General features: G+C 30.3%; 12 protein-coding genes. All 12 read left to right on the top strand.

Features of this window, described 5'->3' with window-relative positions; genetic code table 11:
* The first annotated feature begins 80 nt into the window (after window positions 1-80).
* The 12 genes from VB776_RS16585 (at window position 81) to VB776_RS16640 (ending at window position 16,824) form a co-directional block, all read left to right on the top strand.
* Window positions 81-1,319 carry a GWxTD domain-containing protein gene (locus VB776_RS16585; protein ID WP_323697962.1) on the top strand — a complete coding sequence of 413 codons (1,239 nt, stop codon included), beginning with the start codon at window positions 81-83 and terminating at the stop codon, window positions 1,317-1,319.
* A gap of 708 nt (window positions 1,320-2,027) precedes the next feature.
* Window positions 2,028-2,693, top strand: coding sequence for a hypothetical protein (locus tag VB776_RS16590; protein WP_323697963.1), 666 nt, complete (start codon window positions 2,028-2,030; stop codon window positions 2,691-2,693).
* Window positions 2,694-2,785: 92 nt separating this feature from the next.
* Window positions 2,786-4,360: a hypothetical protein gene (locus VB776_RS16595; RefSeq protein WP_323697965.1), complete on the top strand. Its 1,575-nt coding sequence runs from the start codon at window positions 2,786-2,788 to the stop codon at window positions 4,358-4,360.
* 57 nt (window positions 4,361-4,417) lie between these two features.
* A complete protein-coding gene (locus tag VB776_RS16600; protein ID WP_323697966.1) occupies window positions 4,418-6,097 on the top strand; it encodes a capsule assembly Wzi family protein in 1,680 nt (559 codons plus the stop codon).
* Between the two features lie 153 nt (window positions 6,098-6,250).
* Window positions 6,251-7,090 (top strand): polysaccharide biosynthesis/export family protein, encoded by an 840-nt coding sequence (locus VB776_RS16605; RefSeq protein ID WP_323697967.1) that lies wholly within the window; start codon window positions 6,251-6,253, stop codon window positions 7,088-7,090.
* A 38-nt stretch (window positions 7,091-7,128) separates the two neighbouring features.
* A complete protein-coding gene (locus VB776_RS16610; protein WP_323697969.1) occupies window positions 7,129-9,516 on the top strand; it encodes a GumC family protein in 2,388 nt (795 codons plus the stop codon).
* Between the two features lie 540 nt (window positions 9,517-10,056).
* Window positions 10,057-11,250: a polysaccharide pyruvyl transferase family protein gene (locus tag VB776_RS16615; protein WP_323697970.1), complete on the top strand. Its 1,194-nt coding sequence runs from the start codon at window positions 10,057-10,059 to the stop codon at window positions 11,248-11,250.
* Window positions 11,251-11,261: 11 nt separating this feature from the next.
* Window positions 11,262-12,467, top strand: coding sequence for a Coenzyme F420 hydrogenase/dehydrogenase, beta subunit C-terminal domain (locus VB776_RS16620; RefSeq protein WP_323697971.1), 1,206 nt, complete (start codon window positions 11,262-11,264; stop codon window positions 12,465-12,467).
* A 12-nt stretch (window positions 12,468-12,479) separates the two neighbouring features.
* Window positions 12,480-13,103, top strand: a complete 624-nt coding sequence (locus tag VB776_RS16625; RefSeq protein WP_323697973.1) for a CatB-related O-acetyltransferase — start codon at window positions 12,480-12,482, stop codon at window positions 13,101-13,103.
* Window positions 13,103-14,620: an oligosaccharide flippase family protein gene (locus VB776_RS16630; RefSeq protein ID WP_323697974.1), complete on the top strand. Its 1,518-nt coding sequence runs from the start codon at window positions 13,103-13,105 to the stop codon at window positions 14,618-14,620. Before VB776_RS16625 ends, VB776_RS16630 begins: the two co-directional genes overlap by 1 nt.
* A gap of 16 nt (window positions 14,621-14,636) precedes the next feature.
* A complete protein-coding gene (locus VB776_RS16635) occupies window positions 14,637-15,860 on the top strand; it encodes a hypothetical protein (RefSeq protein ID WP_323697975.1) in 1,224 nt (407 codons plus the stop codon).
* Window positions 15,820-16,824 (top strand): glycosyltransferase family protein, encoded by a 1,005-nt coding sequence (locus VB776_RS16640; protein WP_323697976.1) that lies wholly within the window; start codon window positions 15,820-15,822, stop codon window positions 16,822-16,824. Before VB776_RS16635 ends, VB776_RS16640 begins: the two co-directional genes overlap by 41 nt.
* Window positions 16,825-16,832 lie beyond the last annotated feature (8 nt).

Raw genomic sequence — 16,832 nt, forward strand, 5'->3', positions numbered from 1 at the left:
TAATAATTGACATATTTATATTTGTTAATTTTCTAATATAAACGCTTTGAGCTTGAGGCTTACAGCTATTCTTTCAACTGATGAAAAAAATACTTCTATTCGTTCCAATCATTTTGTTCTTGGCAAGTTGTAGCTCAACTTCACCTAAAAAAGCCAAAGAACAAGGCGAAAGTAAAGTGCTTTTACAAAGATTTCTGAGTAAAAGTCGATTCCTAGATAATGGCTCTTCCGTAAGAATTTTTTTAAGTATTGATATTGATAGAACTTTTACTTTAGCCGAGGCAAGTAAAGATTTTGTGATTTCATACAATCTTTATCCTGATTACAGTGCAAAACAAAACAGTTTAAATTCAGGTAATGTTTCTATTACAGCTGACAATGCTAGTCAAGAAGGAGGATTATTAACCGTTTGGTTTGATATTTCCAAACCCAAAGATTTGTTAACAGGTTTGGCACTTACTGAAATAAAAGATTTAAGAACAGGGAATAAAATTTTTAATGATTGTTTTCTAAGATTTCAATCTGGAAAAGTAGGCGATTACTTTATGTTTTATGATAAAACAGGAAAAACGCCATTGGCTAGAAATTATTTTACTGTTCAAGATACTGTTGTTCTTAAAAGCCTTTCTGATAAACAACAAACGTTTAAAGTCTTCAAATATCGTTATGATTTTGAGGCGGCAATTTCGCCAATGTCAACTACACCAAGAGCAGCTTCAAAAAGTCTGTTTGTGGATTCTTCCTTTACTGTTACAAGTAATAAGCCTTTTGTATTAAAAAGTGATGCACTGTATTATTTCACAAGAGATACAACAGAATCGTATGGAATAGGAATGGTAGTTGCTGATAAGCGATTTCCTAAAATGACTCGTCCTGAAAAATTAGTAAGACCATTAATTTATGTAAGTACTAATGCAGAAACAAGCGATTTGTATAATTCAAGAGATCCGAAGCGCTCCTTAGATAATTATTGGTTGAATATCATGCAAGGAAATCAAGGTACAGCTAAGAGGACGATTAAATCATATTATCAAAGAGTGGAGCAGGCAAACAGATTGTTTACAACGTATAAAGAAGGCTGGAAGACTGACAAAGGGATGGTTTACATCGTTATGGGCGACCCGACGAGAATTACCAGAACGAAAGACAAAGAAGTATGGACATATACCCGAAATAGTCAATATTCAGAAGTAAACTTTACTTTTACCAGAAGAGCTAATCAATTTGCAGATGACCATTATGAATTGCAGCGTTATGCAGAATATCAATCCATTTGGTTTCCAACAGTAGAACAGTGGCGGAATGGGGATAAGATTTAAGTAAACAGGGATTAAAAAGATAAAGCCTTTTTAATCCCTGTTTTTTTTTGCTACTAATATGAGTAACACCGCTATTAACCTCCTAACACACCCCTTTGAGACTCCTTTTAACCTCCTTTGAACCCTACTTAACCTTTGGGAAATTATATATTCTCTGTATTATTTTGGTTGGTTTAAGATGACATTTAATGAAATGTTAACTTTCAATTCTTCAATTAATCCATTATTTCAATAATTTTTAATTTCTTTATCATTCTTTAATAAATACAATTTTAAAATAGTCTAGCTTTAGTATTTGCTTTTCATGAGTTATTACGAATGGGAATAATCGTTAAATCAATCTCTATGATACTTAGAAAAGTTTAATTGTGTACAGAATTAAAAGAATTGTTTGAAGACTTATGGGTAGTTAAAATTGATGTTTTATGTTTAATGATGGATTATAAATTTTGTTTTATCCTATAATTAGCAAATATTATTTCGAATATTAATTTTTGGCTATTTTAAGGATGAAGCAATATTACTATTTTGATAAAGAATAACAAATTTCAGATAAAATATACCGTTTAATAATTTTTTTATTTGAAAATCGAAAATTGTTCTTACTTTTGACTTAGAAGAATGCAAAAATTCTAAGTTTTATCATAGTACTTGAAATTTTAATTCTTTATGCAGTCTAAACGCTATCTAACTTTCATACTATTTATTATGGCATTTTATCTATGCCCTAATAGTGATGTTTGTGCGATAGCCGACTCAACAAACGTTCATAAACATAATGTATCAATCGGTGTCTCATTGGGAACAAATGGCTTAGGTTTAGAATTAGCTAAAACATCCCCTTACAAAAAAATATTTTGGCGAGTAGGAACAACCTACCTTCAGTATCATAGATTGTTTGATGTCAATCTAAATACTAAGTCAAAAATCAATATTGAATCTGATTTAAAATTCAACCAGATTTTTTTAGCGACTCAATTTTACCCTTTCAATAAAGTAACTTTTCACTTAATAGGTGGAATTAGTTATTTATATAATTTCAATGTTTCCGCATTTGTTGACACAAACACAGGAATAAGCTTTGAAGGAGTAGAAGTAAACGCTGAAGATTTTGGAGAAATTAGTGTGAAAGTTGATTGGAATAAATTTGTTCCTTTTGTTGGATTTGGATTTGGTAGAGTTATCCCTAAAAGAAGACTAAGTTTTAATGGAGAGATTGGTTGCTATTACATGGGTAGTCCTAAAATTATAAGTGAATACTTTGGTATTTTAGATACTACGAATGCAGACGAATTAATTCCAATAATTGAAAGAAATATCAAAGATTACTCTTATTTACCTTTTATTAATTTTAAAGTTAGATACAGCATTTGAGATTAGTGTTATTATTTAGTGATTAATTGGTTTTATACATGGGTCTAATGTCTTGAATCTTTTGTCTGAAATCTTAAAGTCTATTCAGAAAAATGAAATACCTTGGTTACTCCATATTATTGATTTTTTTTGTAAGCTTATTTGATGCTTGTAACAATCCTTTAGAAAATGTTTCCATCAAAATAAAGGATGCTCTTACTGAATCGGCAATTAATCTAACTTATAAAAATGCCGTATCAAGTGATACAACACTAAGACCCAAAAATATTAAATTTACTTTTTTAGGGGAAGATGCAGAAGGAATAGTAAGTTCGGTTGGTAATAATAAGATTAATATTAGCAGAGAAGGATTACTTGGAATAGCAATTGCACCAGATTACATAAAAAGACCGGCTAATATTAAAGTAGTAGCACAGTTAGATGGGTATTTGACAGATATTAATTTAGTGACTGTACAAGCTAAATCTAATATTAATAGAACAATAAGAATGTTTAAAATCAATAATCTACCGTCTGGTATGAGTGTTGATTTAAAGCAACTCAATGCTAAAGATATAGTAGAGCAAACAGTAAGTCTAACGACAAACGGTCAGAAAGAAAAAGCAAACCTAGTTATAAATAATAATACAAATGTTATAGGTAAAGCAGGTACTGTATTGTCAGGAAAATTTGAATTACTTTTAAGTCATTTTGAAAATAAAGCAAGAGAATTCGTTCCTTCAAATTATACAGTATATCAGGCAATTGGATTAGACAATAAAGTTTTACCACCCTTTGAGTTTCAATCTTATGGCTTTTTTTCATTTAAAATAATAGATGAGAAATTTGAAGAGGCTAGCAACCTTTCTAAACCATGTTCCGTAAGTATTGAAATTAATGAAGATAGTTACCATACGAATGGCACAAAATTAAAAGAAGGAGATAGTATTCCATTTTGGGTATATGCAAACAATACTTGGAAGATGTTAGCTAATCCTGTTTTAAAAAGAAATACAAATGGTAAATTATCAATTACAACAAGTATTTCATCACTTAGTTATTATGCTTTAGGTGAAATGTTCCCTGTTTGTGAGAAAGGTCCAACGATAGTTGTAAATAGTGTAAACAAAGGACTGGATATTTATCACTACAGTCGATTAATTGAAAAATCATCAGGGAAAAGTGTTGGAGATTTGTATTTGAGTTTGAATAATGGAGCAAGGTATTCTTTAGCAGGTAGAAGAAAAAATACAGTTTATTTACAAGTGTTTAATTACAATAATCAGTACGGTGGAGATTTATCAAAGCCAATTTTTCAAACTGAAGCGTTTGACTTGTGTGATGAGAAAAACATACCAATTAATATAGTAGCACCTTCTCCGCAGCCTGTTAATGTTGAATTAATCATTGAGTGTGCTAAAGGACAGATTGTTAATGAAGAAGCCGTACCAGCCAAAGTTGATATTCAATTTCAACCTAAGGGTGCTGCTGCAAATGATTGGAGAGATTTGATGCAATTAACAAGAACTCAGCGCTCTGGGAGTACTTATAAATTAAAAGTTGGAAGTACTTATTCTATTAGAGCTTCTCCTAATCCAGCTCAAGGGTGGTTATTTTATAAAAGAGATACTTTGATTAAAGATAGAAACTATAGATTTTATATTGAGAATAAAGATTATTGTAAGTAAAAACCTTTGAGTGAGGAGTTTTGAGTGCTGAATAAATATTAAAATATAATTAATTTGATGAGAAAATTTACTAAACTGTTAACCATTTTAACGCTTCCCTTTTTATACTTACTCGCTTTTCAAGCAAAAGCACAAGTAGTGTATGAGCCTAGCTATAAGACAGTTTATCCTTTTCTATCGAGATTAGCACAAAAAGGAGTCATTGATTTAAATGATGTAACATTACCCTTATCTAGAAATTATATCTTATCAAAATTAGATACTTTAAATAATCACACTCAATTATTGACTTCTCTTGAAAAAGAAGAATTGGTATTTTATTTAAAAGAATATACCATTGAGAAAAATCTAAGCGAGGGTTTAACAGCAGAAAAACCTTTTCAAAGTATTTTACAAGCAAAAAATAACGATAGAATTAGGTTTGCGGCTTACCAAGACAAGCAATTTGCCTTTAACATACAACCTATTATAGGTTATCAAGTAGAAAGTATTGATAATGCCAGTATCAGTCAACGTTGGATTGGGGCATGGATTTATGGATATTTAGGAAAGAGTATTGGATATAGTGTTGATTTTAGAAATAGCCAATTGAATAATTTGACATCAACTTACGACTACAAGAAAAACTTTAGTCCTGATCAAGGTAGAATTGGGGATTTGTTAGTAAATGGTAGTCGTTTTGATTTTAGCACCATCAATGCATCCATAACCGCACAATGGAAATGGGGTCACGCTACTTTTGGTAAAACACCATTAACCTTTGGATATGGTACGGCTGGAAAGCTTATTTTGTCTGAAAAAGCACCAACTTATCCGCAGATAAGATTGGACATTAATCCAGTGAAATGGTTATCATTCACTTATGCTCATGGATGGTTAAATTCAAATTTAGTAGATTCTAGTTCTATTTATGCCACGTCTGTACCAGGTAGAAGCCAGTTTGAATATAGAGGGAAATATTTAGCTTTTCATGCACTAACGCTGAAGCCATTGAAAGGTTTGAGTTTTTCAATAGGAGAATCAACGATTTATAATGACAACATTAAATTGGCTTATTTGATACCGATTGCGCTTTTCTCAGGAATGAATCATTATTTAGGCGAAGCCAGTAGCGGTAAGAATGCTACCAATACCATTTCAAACTCTCAAATTTTTCTACAGTTAAGTTCAAGAAATCATATTCCTAAAACGCATTTATATGGTAGTTTTTTTGTGGATGAAATAGAGTTATCCTTAACAGGAGGAAATGCTATTGAAAGGAATAATAGAAATCATACTGCTTACCAAGTAGGAGCCAGTATCTCAGATTTTCCTGTGAATAATCTAAATTTAACCTTAGAATATACCAAAGTGCAACCTTTTACTTATGTACATTTTATAGAAGCTCAAACTTACCAAAACAGTAATAATAATTTAGGTTATTGGACTGGTGCAAATTCTGATCAGCTTTTTGCACAATTTCATTACAGGGTGTTGCGAGGTTTGGATATAAAACTAATGTATAATTATATCAGAAAAGGAGCTATAGGTTCCGGTCAACAGCAGACTGATTTTAAAACGAATTATCCATTTTTATGGGGTACACAAAGAAAATATGATTTTGTACAAGCACAGGTTCAATACGAGTTTGTTCATGACTTATTTTTTAAACTTAATTTTTTGAGTGGCAATAATACGAATACGATAAGTAATACCAATAGTAAAAGTTTTTCGATGTCGGTAAATTATAGTTTTTAGAAATATGTTTATGTTTTCAATTCATTCTTTAGACTAATAAATACGATTTAAGCAATGCTCTTGTTTTTTAAATGACTGATAAATAAAGGATTGAAGTGCTTATCACCAATCATTATTTATCAATCACCCATTAACATCTTCAATAACAATTTTATGATGAAATTATTTTTCAATATGAAGAACATTCAGAATATCAAATTACTACTATCAGTAGTGATGTTTTCATTATTTCTTAGCTCTTGTGTATCTACAAAAAATGTCACTTATTTTCAGGGTTCAGACCCTTTAGATACAGTACGCTATTCAACCTTAAAAACGATAACACCACTCATACCTAAAATTCAACCAGATGATATTTTAGCAGTTACAGTTAGTTCATTAAGTGCAGAATCTAATGAAGTATTTAACTTCCAAAATATAACACCTTTAATTACCTCTAATTTCCCAGGCGGTACAAGTAGTGGTATAACTAGAAACCAACCATTGGGCTATTTAGTTGACCCTGCTGGAAATATTGAGATGCCTCTAATAGGAAAGGTTCACGTGGCAGGCTTAGCATTAGAAGAAGCAGGAGTGAAAGTAAAAGAGGAATTAGAAAAATATCTAAAAGAGCCTACTGCCAATGTAAGATTTCTGAATCAGAAATTTACAGTGTTAGGAGAGGTTAATAGACCAGGGATTTACAATTTATTGGATAATCATACTTCATTACCAGAGGTATTAGGTGTTGCTGGAGACTTAACCATTTTTGGTAGAAGAGATAATGTCATGTTAATGCGCACCACTGATGGAAAAAGGGAAATTGTCAAGTTAAACCTCAATTCAAAAGAAGTCTTAGAAACCCCTTTTTATTATATTAGAAGCGGAGATATGATTTATGTGGAACCCACCAAAGGAAAGATAACCTCTTCCGACAGGACTTTACAATTAATTCCAATTGCCACTGGTATCACCACCTCTTTAGTATTATTACTCAATCTACTATTTAAGTAAACTTTAATAAAATTTTAATAAAATAATTTCAATTAGCTATGACTGAGAATTCTCTGGATTTTGCTGAAAATAATGAAGACAATTTTGATATTAGAAAAGTCTTTTTAATGTATTTTCGCTATTGGTATTGGTTTGTTATCGCTATTGGTATGGCTGTTACTGGGGCTTATTTTTATTTGCGCTATACAACACCTATCTATAATGTTAGTGCAGTCCTTTTAATTAAAGATGAGAAAAAGGGAATGGGGGGCAACGATATGCTCAAAGAGCTTGAGATGTTTTCTGGTAATAAGCTTGTGGAAAATGAGATGGAGGTTTTAAAATCTCGTAGCCTTATTACAAAGGTTGTTGATGATTTGAATCTTACTGTAGCATACTTCCAAAAAGGAGAAATAAGGGCTTACGATGAAATTTATAAGTCATCACCAATATGGGTACAACACGGAGAATTAAATCCTATTGCTTACAATGAACCTTTATTAATTCATATCATTAATCAGCAAAAATTTGAATTGCAAAATGTAAACGGAACTTTATTAGGAACTTTTGGCTATGGGCAGAATATTAGAAGTAAATATGGAGCTTTTAGGGTTTTTATTAATGATTCATTATACCGTCATGATAATGATTTAATAAAAATTATATTTATTAATAAGAATAATTTGATAGAAAATCTTCAAAATCAAATTAAAGTGGAGTTACTAAACCTAAAAAGTACTGTTCTTAAACTTTCTTTAGAAAGTTCTTTACCATTAAAAGGAAAGTCTATTTTATCCAAATTAATTGAATCTTATACTTTTTCTGCTTTAGCAGATAAAAATATGGAGGCCACTGCTACTCTTCAATTTATCGATCAGCGTTTGCGATTAATTACAGGAGAGCTTGGAGACGTGGAGAAAGATGTTGAAACCTATAAAAGTTCAGAGGGTATCACAGATTTGAGTGTTGAAGGTAATTTGTTTTTGGAGAAAGTTAAAGAGAACGATACTAAACTCAATGAGGTTGATATACAATTAAAAATCTTAGATGGTGTTGAAAACTACTTAAGGAGTAGTCAGAGTGGGATAGCTCCTGCTACACTGATGGTGAATGATCCTGTATTAATTGGCTTATTAAGTAAGTTAAATGAGCTAGAAATACAAAGAGAAAAATATGTAAGAACAGTTCAGCCTGATAACCCTATCTTAGGGACTATTAATACACAAATTGCTAATACTAAATTGGCTATAAAGGAAAGTATTGCCAATCAAAAACAAGGTTTACAAGTAACAAAAGCTAGTTTGAAGGGTTTAAATAGCCGTTTTGAATCTTCTATTCGTACCATTCCTAGAAAAGAAAGAGAATTTGTTAATATTAAAAGACAACAAGGTATTAAAGAAAGTCTTTTTTTAATGTTATTGCAAAAGAAGGAGGAAACAGCTATTTCTTATGCCTCTACTGTTACCGATAGCCGTTTAGTAGATGAACCTTATAGCACTCCCAAACCCATAAAACCTAAAAGAAGTATAGTTTTTTTGATAGCCTTAGTTTTAGGAATTGTTATCCCTGCAGGTGCCATCAATCTAAGAGAATCTTTTAATGATAAGATTCAAACTAGAAAGGAAATTGAGGATGTTACTGGTATTTCTGTTTTTGGAGAGATTGGTAAAAAGCCTAAAGAAATGAAGGATAATATTGTAGATATGAAGAGTACATCTTTCTTGGCGGAACAATTTAGAACTATACGAACTAATTTACAGTATGCTGCAGGTGGTATTCATATAGATGGAAGAGGTAAGGCGATTTTATTAACCTCATCAATAGGTGGCGAAGGGAAGTCTTTTGTCAGTATTAATTTAACTGCGAGTATTGCTTTGTTAGATAAAAAAGTAGTTGTTTTAGAGTTAGATTTGCGTAAACCCAAAGTATCTGAATATTTAGGTGTTTCCAGAGAAGTAGGTATTTCTAATTATTTAGTAGGTCAGGTGAAACTGAATGAAATTATTAAGCAAAGTTCCTTAAATCCTAATATGTATGTGTTGCCTTCTGGTCCTATTCCTCCTAATCCATCAGAATTATTGTCGAATGGTAAAATGGGTATTTTAATTGAAGAGTTAAGAAAACAATTTGATTATGTGGTTTTGGATACTCCTCCAGTCGGTTTGGTTACAGATTCTACCATTTTAGGGCAATATGTAGATGCTGTATTCTATTTAATGCGTTATGAACATACGCCTAAATCTTATTTAAAAGTGGTAAAAGATTTAAAGGACAAAAAGAAATTTAACTCCTTAAATATTATATTTAATGGTGTTGATTATAAAAATTCTAAAGAATATGGTTATGGCTACGGCTACGGCTACGGCTACGGCTACGGCTACGGATACGGTTATCATGGGGATAAAGAAAATGTTAGTTTTTGGGAAAAACTAAAAAACTTATTTTAGTTGTGTGTTTTAATTGCAAAACCGTGATTTTTAGCTATAGGTTTTAATTTAATGATTAGAGTAATTTTTTAAATAGAATCGTAATCTAAAGAATTACTCCAAGATATGAAAATATCAGTATGATTATTAGCAAAGATATAGTAGCATATTTTCATGAATTTATTGCTATTCCGTTTTTTAACACTATTGCAACATAAATCTCAACAATTTTTAATTCTATTAAAAAGGTTGATTTTATAAAGTAAGACATTCTTTTTACAAATGTTTACTTTATCCTGTTTTGTCCCAATCAATTCTTTAAATTGCTTTCGACATACTTTTAAAGTTTTCTGGTTTTTTTAACATTTTAAGTTTGTTGCAAAGTGCTTGATTTAAAATTTGTCCATAGAGATTAATTAGTAATATCATTTAAATCGCTTTTTCATCAAACTTTCTACTATATTTTAAAACCTGATTATAAGATTTTGTTCGCTTAATAACTTAAATATTTGATGGGTGATTTTAATAAGAATAACAATCCCTAATACTTATATAAATTAAATGAAAAAAAAAGTAGCAATTGTGTGGGCAAACCCATATAACAAAAATCTTGGAGTTGGAGCTTTAGCTTACTCTGCATTGGCTTTTTTGAACGATGTATTTAAGGAAAATAATATTGACGCAGAGTTTTCTTTTGTTGGAAGCTCAAGTAATGCTTATGATTCTGTTATCATAAATTCAAAAGAAATACCTTTTGGGAATTTTAAAGGGCTTGACTTTCTGAATTGGAAGTCTCGATTGAAACTATTTTTGCTTTCAAAAAAGTTTCAGTCTCAAAAAATCAAGCAATTTGATTACGTTTTTGATATCGCTGAAGGAGATAGTTTTACCGACATTTATGGGGCACAACGTTTTTGGAAGATTTTAAATTCGAAAAGATTCTTTAGACGCTTTGTGAAAAAACAAGTTTTGTTGCCACAAACAATTGGGCCTTTCAAAGATAAAGTCCATGAGGAAGAGGCATTTAAAACGATGCGTCAACTTGATTTTGTAATTAGTAGAGATAAACAAAGCTATGATTATAGTGCTAAATTTTTACCTAAAGATAAAATTAGTGAGACTATTGATGTTGCTTTCTATATGCCTTACGAAAAAACACAGTTCAATAACGGTAAACTAAATATCGGGATTAATGTGTCAGGTTTATTGTGGAATGGAGGATATACAAGGAATAACCAGTTTAATATGAAAACTGATTATAAGTCTTTAATTCTGGATGTATTGTCTTATTTTAACTCATTAGAAAATGTACAAATTCACTTAGTCCCTCATGTTATCCCGACGGATCAGCCTGTTGAAGATGATTACAGTGTAAGTGAAGAGTTAAAGTTACAATTTCCAAACGTTATTGTTTCGCCACGATTTAAAACTCCAATTGAGGCCAAGGGCTATATTAGTGGAATGGACTTTTTTACAGGTGCAAGAATGCACGCTTGTATTGCTGCTTTCTCAACTGGTGTACCTGTTTATCCAATGGCTTACAGTAGAAAATTTAATGGATTATTTGGAGAGACATTACAATATAAAATTATGGGCGACTGTGTGAACTCCTCAAATGAAGATGTTTTTGAAGGTTTAAAAGATGCTTTTATCAATAGAAGTGAGTTGAAAAAGCAAATAAGGGAAACAGAATCAAATATTATTAAGCCTCGATTGAATAAATTAAAGACAATAATTTCTGAAATTATAAAGTAATAATAACGGCGATGAATAATTCAATAATACATCAAATTGATAAAAACAAACTTTGTTTGGGGTGTGGGTTCTGTGAAAGCATCTGTGGAAAAGAATCCGTAGAAATGAAGTTAGGTATTGATGGTTTTTTTCATCCAGAAGTTAAGAAAATAGATATTGAGAAAGAGAAAGTTGTTAAAGAGATATGCCCAGGATTAAATGTTATCAATGATCTTGAGTTTGAAGAAAACGAAACTATTTGGGGTAAGATTGAAAAACTATATTCAGGGTATTCTTATGATAGTGAAGTTAGAACTAAAGGTTCTTCAGGAGGAATTGTAAGTGCCATCGCTATTCATCTATTAGAGACTAAAATTGTAGATTCTGTCTTACAAGTTGGAGGGGATGCTAATGATTACGAAAGAAATACTTTAAACATTTCAAAAACTAAAGAAGATGTTCTAAGATGTGCTTCGTCAAGATATGCTCCGGCACTTATTTTTAATGAAATACTGCATTTATTATCAGACACAAATGATGTGTTTTGTTTTATCGGAAAACCTTGTGATATATCTGCTCTTAAAAACTTTCTTAATAAATACCCTCAATTTAAAAATAGATTTAAACTCACAGTTTCTATTATATGTGCTGGTATGCCCTCATTTTCAGGTACTAAGGCAATTATAGATGAATTTAAAGCTGAATTGCCCGTAAAAAATCTTATTTATAGAGGAAATGGATGGCCTGGTTATTTCTCATTTATTGATAAAAAGGGAACAGCTTTTAGAAAAACATATAATGACTCTTGGGGTAAAACCTTGAACAGATACTTGAATTTTAGATGTAAAATATGCCCAGATGGAATAGGGCTTCAAGCTGATATTGCAGTGGGTGACGCATGGGATACGAAGGATGGTTATCCTGATTTTACAGAAAAAGAAGGTCATAGTTTAATAATTGTGAGAACTCAACAAGGAATCAATGCTATTAATGATGCCTTGAATGACAAACAAATTTTTGTAGAAAATCTTGCTTTGGAAAAAGTTGGTCAGATGCAACCATATCAATATGCCAGAAGAACAAGAGTAGGTGCGAGATTATTGGCTTTTTATCTTGTCAACTTTAGAGTAATGGTGAATTTTGATAAACTAAGAATATTTTCAAATATGAAGCTTGTTCCTAAGAAAACATTAGCAAATGAGTTTTTAGGAACTTTTAAAAGATTAGTTAACCGGTAAATTGGTATTTCAATGTTGTATAGATTATGTTTAAAATTTAGTTTTTTCCTCCCCAATTTTATTAATAAAAAAATTATTAATAAAATTGTTGCAAAAGAAGGTGGTCAGATGTACTCTAAGACTATTAGAGAAATATACAAAAATAAATACAATATTACGATTGGATATGGTAGTTATGGAGGATGCTTTTCAAATACAAATATTCCTCCAGGTGTAGAATTCGGAAACTATTGTTCTACAGCTAAAAATATAAGAATTTTTAGAGCTAATCATCCTAAAGACACTTTTACTTCACATCCACTTTTATACAATCCAGTAGCTGGTTATGTTCAAAAAGATATGTTAGTTCGTCCAAAACTTAGTATTGGACACGATGTATGGATTGGAGAGTGGGCTGTGATTTTACCAAATGTTATCACTATTGGAAATGGAGCAATTATAGGTGCTGGTAGTATTGTTACAAAAAATATTGAACCTTATTCAATTGTAGCTGGTAATCCAGCCAAAAAAATTGGTATGAGATTCTCTGAAGAAGTAATCCTTGAGTTAGAAAAAACAAAGTGGTGGTTAAAAGAAAAGAGTCAATTAATAGAGTCTATACCAGACTTAAATAGCATACTCACTAATAAGCCATAATGAAAAAGAAAAATAATTATGTAGTCAAATCCTTCCTATGGGGTGGAGGTGCTAAAATTTTGGATGCTTTCATAAAATTTATATCAGTGCCTCTACTTCTTTCTTACTTTGGAAAGTCGAATTTTGGTTTAGTTTCATTGGCTGTCTCTGTGAATGCTTATTTGGGTTTACTCGATATGGGTATAAATACAGGTGCTATTAAACACTTTTCTGAGTGGATAGCCAGTAAGAAATTTGATTTAGTAGATTCTGTGGCAAGAACGAGCATAACATTCTATATGATTATTGGCTCAATAAATAGCTTAGTGCTAATTATAATTGCTTTTTCTGGGATAAACATTTTCTCATTAGATAGTGAGCATCAATTAATGATGCGAGATTTGTTTTTGATACTTGCTGTTTTTGCAATAATCAACTGGAGTACTTCTGTATTTAATCAATTACTAACGGCAAATGAAAATATTTCCTACATACAAAGGTTTAATGTTTTCAGAAGTATTGCAGGTTTAATACTAATTTTTTTAACAACATATTTCAAACTTAGTCTAACTAATTATTTCTTTCTATTTACTTTAATCAATAGTTTAGTATTAGTACCATTCTATTTAAAAGCAAATAAGGATGGTCTGATTAAAAAGTTTAAACCAGCATTGGATTGGACTAACTTCAAAGCAGTGTTTAAATATAGCTTAGCCATTTTAGCTATAGGGATTTTTTCTTTTTCAGCGACAAAGTTACGACCAATTATACTTGCAATGTTTTCTGAAGGAAGTATAGGAGCTGTATCTGATTATAGAATAATGGAGACTATTACTCTTTTTATTATTTCAATTGGAGGAATGTTCATATCTATTTTTCTGCCTAAAACAACCAAGTTGCTATTAGAAAATGATAAATCCAAAGTTGAAGCTTTTGCTTATGAAGCTACGACTTACACTTCTATTATCTGTATAGTACTATGTTTACCAATAATGCTTAATAGTAATGAAATACTTACTTTATATGTTGGTGAAAAATACGTCTATCTGTCAAAATGGCTAAATTTATGGGTAATAACAATTCTGTTTTACTTACACAACAGTCCAATAGCAAGTTTAGTATTGTCAACAGGAAAAACAAAACTATTAGTTTATTGCTCCGCTATTTCGTGTATGGTTTCTATAGCTATTAATGCTTTTTTGTGTAAATATTTAGAAGCTGGTTCAGCAGTTGTTGGCTATTCAGTATATATATTAATTCAAATGTCATTTTATTATTTTTATTTTAATAATAAAGTATTAGGATTAAGCTCGTTTAAGGTATTTAAATCTTTTGTCTTCCCAACCTTTTTAGGTGGTGTTTCTTTTTTGATTATTTATTTAGTTAAGATAAAATTTGAAAATATCGTATTATCAATTTTATTACGAAGTACACTTTGGTCTTTAATATTTATATGCTTTTTATTTATTACTAAAATTCTTAAAATTAAGTTGATACAAGAACAATTAGTAGCAGTACTTAATAAAAAGGGGAAATGAAATACTAGTTCATAAAATGCGAAATAAAATAAGAGTCGTTGTATTTATAATTTTAGTCAGTATAAGATTTTGGTCATTTCAAATAATTCCTGATAGTTATTTTGATGTTTTAGATCTTGTCTGTATTAGTTATATGGTATTTATTAGTATAACTCAGAAACATAAATTAGTATTTAAAGGGATGTTTTTACACAAAAATATCTTATGGATGCTCTTTTTTATTCTATTTAGTACAGTACCAGCTTTTTTAGTTCATAATCAATCTTTTTTTTATTCATTATTGGCTTTGAGAATGATGGGGTATTGGTTATTCTATTACGTTTTACATTGCTATAGTATTGATTCTAAAGTGATTTTGAAAATTTTGGCTACAATTGCAGTTATTTGGGTAACACTTCTAATTGTACAACAATTTACTTACCCAACAATTTATTTTTACACAAGGGGGTTAGGTATCAATGGTAAAGAAATTGAGATTAGGAATTATATGTATAGATTTATGACATTAAGACATCATTATGCGATGATATGTGTTATACTATTTTTCATTTACTATTTAAAAACACGTAAATTATCCTGGTTGATGATTAGTATTTATTGTTTGTTAGGTATGTACGTGTTTTCTACGAGGCAATATTTATCAGCAACGGTTTTGGGAATGTTTTTATCTATTTTTTTCTTGAAAGGTAGCAGTAAAGTATATGGAGTTATATTATCTGTATTTATTGCAGTAGTTGCAATATATAACTTGAATGCACTTTTTGGTGAGACCATTGCAAAAACGCAAGGGGAATTAAATGAAACAAATGTTAGATATCTTGCTTATAACTATTTTCTTTTTGAATTTTCAGATTCTACGATTGGATATATTTTTGGAAATGGGTTAGCTCATGATTATTCCTCTTATGGAGAAAGAGTAACGAAAATTAATGAATTAGGCCTTTATCAGGCTGATATTGGCTTGATAGGTTCGTATAGCAAGTTTGGGATATTTTATGTGATTTGTGTTTTAGCTATTCACTTTAGAATAATTTTTTATAAAATGAGTAAAAATGGCCTATACTTGAGAATCTTTATGATTATTAATCTAATATTACTTTCGTTGTCAGATTTTTTTACAGTTCCTTCAGCGATTCCATTTTATTGTATAGTTTTTTATCTATTTGATAAGAGTTTACATGAACAAAAGATTAGTATTTATGAACAAAAAGAAAGTTTACGTTTACCCAACAATACTTGAAGGGGAAACAAAAAAAAATCCATATATCCTTTGTTTGTTAGAGGGGCTTAAGAGCGGGAGTTATGAGGTTGTAAATTTTACAAAAAATGGAAAAAAAGGAATTAGTGATGTTTTTCAACATTTAGATAGTAATATTTTTATTATTAATTGGCCTGAGAATTTGGCTGATAGAAGGTTCGGTTTTATACAAGTTATATTTTATTTGTTTTTTTTATTAATAGCCAAAGTGAAAAATACAAAACTTGTATGGGTTATGCACAATAAGGAAGCCCACAATAAGAGTTCCTTTTTGTCAAATATGTGTATGTTTTTCACAGCTAAATTGTCCACATTTGTACTTACACATTCGGTTGAGGGTGTAGATTACTTTAAAAAGAAATACAAAAAGGATAATATTTTTAATTTTCCACATCCAGTATATCCAAATTTATCATTTCCACTGGATGTAGAACCTAGGTATGATTTTATTATTTGGGGGTCAATAGATCCTTACAAAAATATTATAAGTTTTCTGAGCTTTGTAAAAGAGAATCCACAACACAAAAATTACACTTTTTTAATTTGTGGGAAGTGTAAAAATGAACAATATGCACAGCAGATATCCTCTTTGATTAAAGACTTGCCTAATATTACTTTTATTAACGAGTTTCTAAAGGATAATGAGTTGGCAAAATATATTGCTGAATCTAAGTCGATTTTATACACCTATAATCAGTCATCTGTGTTGAGTTCAGGTGCTTTGATATATAGTTTAAGTTCACATAAAAAAATTATAGGTCCCAATTTTGGAAACTTTAAAGAGTTAGCTGAGGATAAAATTATTGCAACATACAGCCATTTTGGTGAAATATTTGAAATATATGATACATTTAATGCTGATATTACGCAAATCGAGCATTATGAGCATATATATACTTGGCAAAAATTTGTTGAATACATTGCTCAGTTAGAAGAAAAGTTTTGATAATTAAC

The organism is Arcicella gelida, assembly GCF_034931025.1.
GTDB lineage: Bacteria > Bacteroidota > Bacteroidia > Cytophagales > Spirosomataceae > Arcicella > Arcicella gelida.

Excerpts from the sequence above, each read along its gene's own strand:
- VB776_RS16585 (WP_323697962.1), top strand. The coding sequence starts at position 81 with ATGAAAAAAATACTTCTATTCGTTCCAATCATTTTGTTCTTGGCAAGT.
- VB776_RS16590 (WP_323697963.1), top strand. The coding sequence starts at position 2,028 with ATGGCATTTTATCTATGCCCTAATAGTGATGTTTGTGCGATAGCCGAC.
- VB776_RS16595 (WP_323697965.1), top strand. The coding sequence starts at position 2,786 with ATGAAATACCTTGGTTACTCCATATTATTGATTTTTTTTGTAAGCTTA.
- VB776_RS16600 (WP_323697966.1), top strand. The coding sequence starts at position 4,418 with ATGAGAAAATTTACTAAACTGTTAACCATTTTAACGCTTCCCTTTTTA.
- VB776_RS16605 (WP_323697967.1), top strand. The coding sequence starts at position 6,251 with ATGATGAAATTATTTTTCAATATGAAGAACATTCAGAATATCAAATTA.
- VB776_RS16610 (WP_323697969.1), top strand. The coding sequence starts at position 7,129 with ATGACTGAGAATTCTCTGGATTTTGCTGAAAATAATGAAGACAATTTT.
- VB776_RS16615 (WP_323697970.1), top strand. The coding sequence starts at position 10,057 with ATGAAAAAAAAAGTAGCAATTGTGTGGGCAAACCCATATAACAAAAAT.
- VB776_RS16620 (WP_323697971.1), top strand. The coding sequence starts at position 11,262 with ATGAATAATTCAATAATACATCAAATTGATAAAAACAAACTTTGTTTG.
- VB776_RS16625 (WP_323697973.1), top strand. The coding sequence starts at position 12,480 with ATGTTGTATAGATTATGTTTAAAATTTAGTTTTTTCCTCCCCAATTTT.
- VB776_RS16630 (WP_323697974.1), top strand. The coding sequence starts at position 13,103 with ATGAAAAAGAAAAATAATTATGTAGTCAAATCCTTCCTATGGGGTGGA.
- VB776_RS16635 (WP_323697975.1), top strand. The coding sequence starts at position 14,637 with ATGCGAAATAAAATAAGAGTCGTTGTATTTATAATTTTAGTCAGTATA.
- VB776_RS16640 (WP_323697976.1), top strand. The coding sequence starts at position 15,820 with ATGAACAAAAAGAAAGTTTACGTTTACCCAACAATACTTGAAGGGGAA.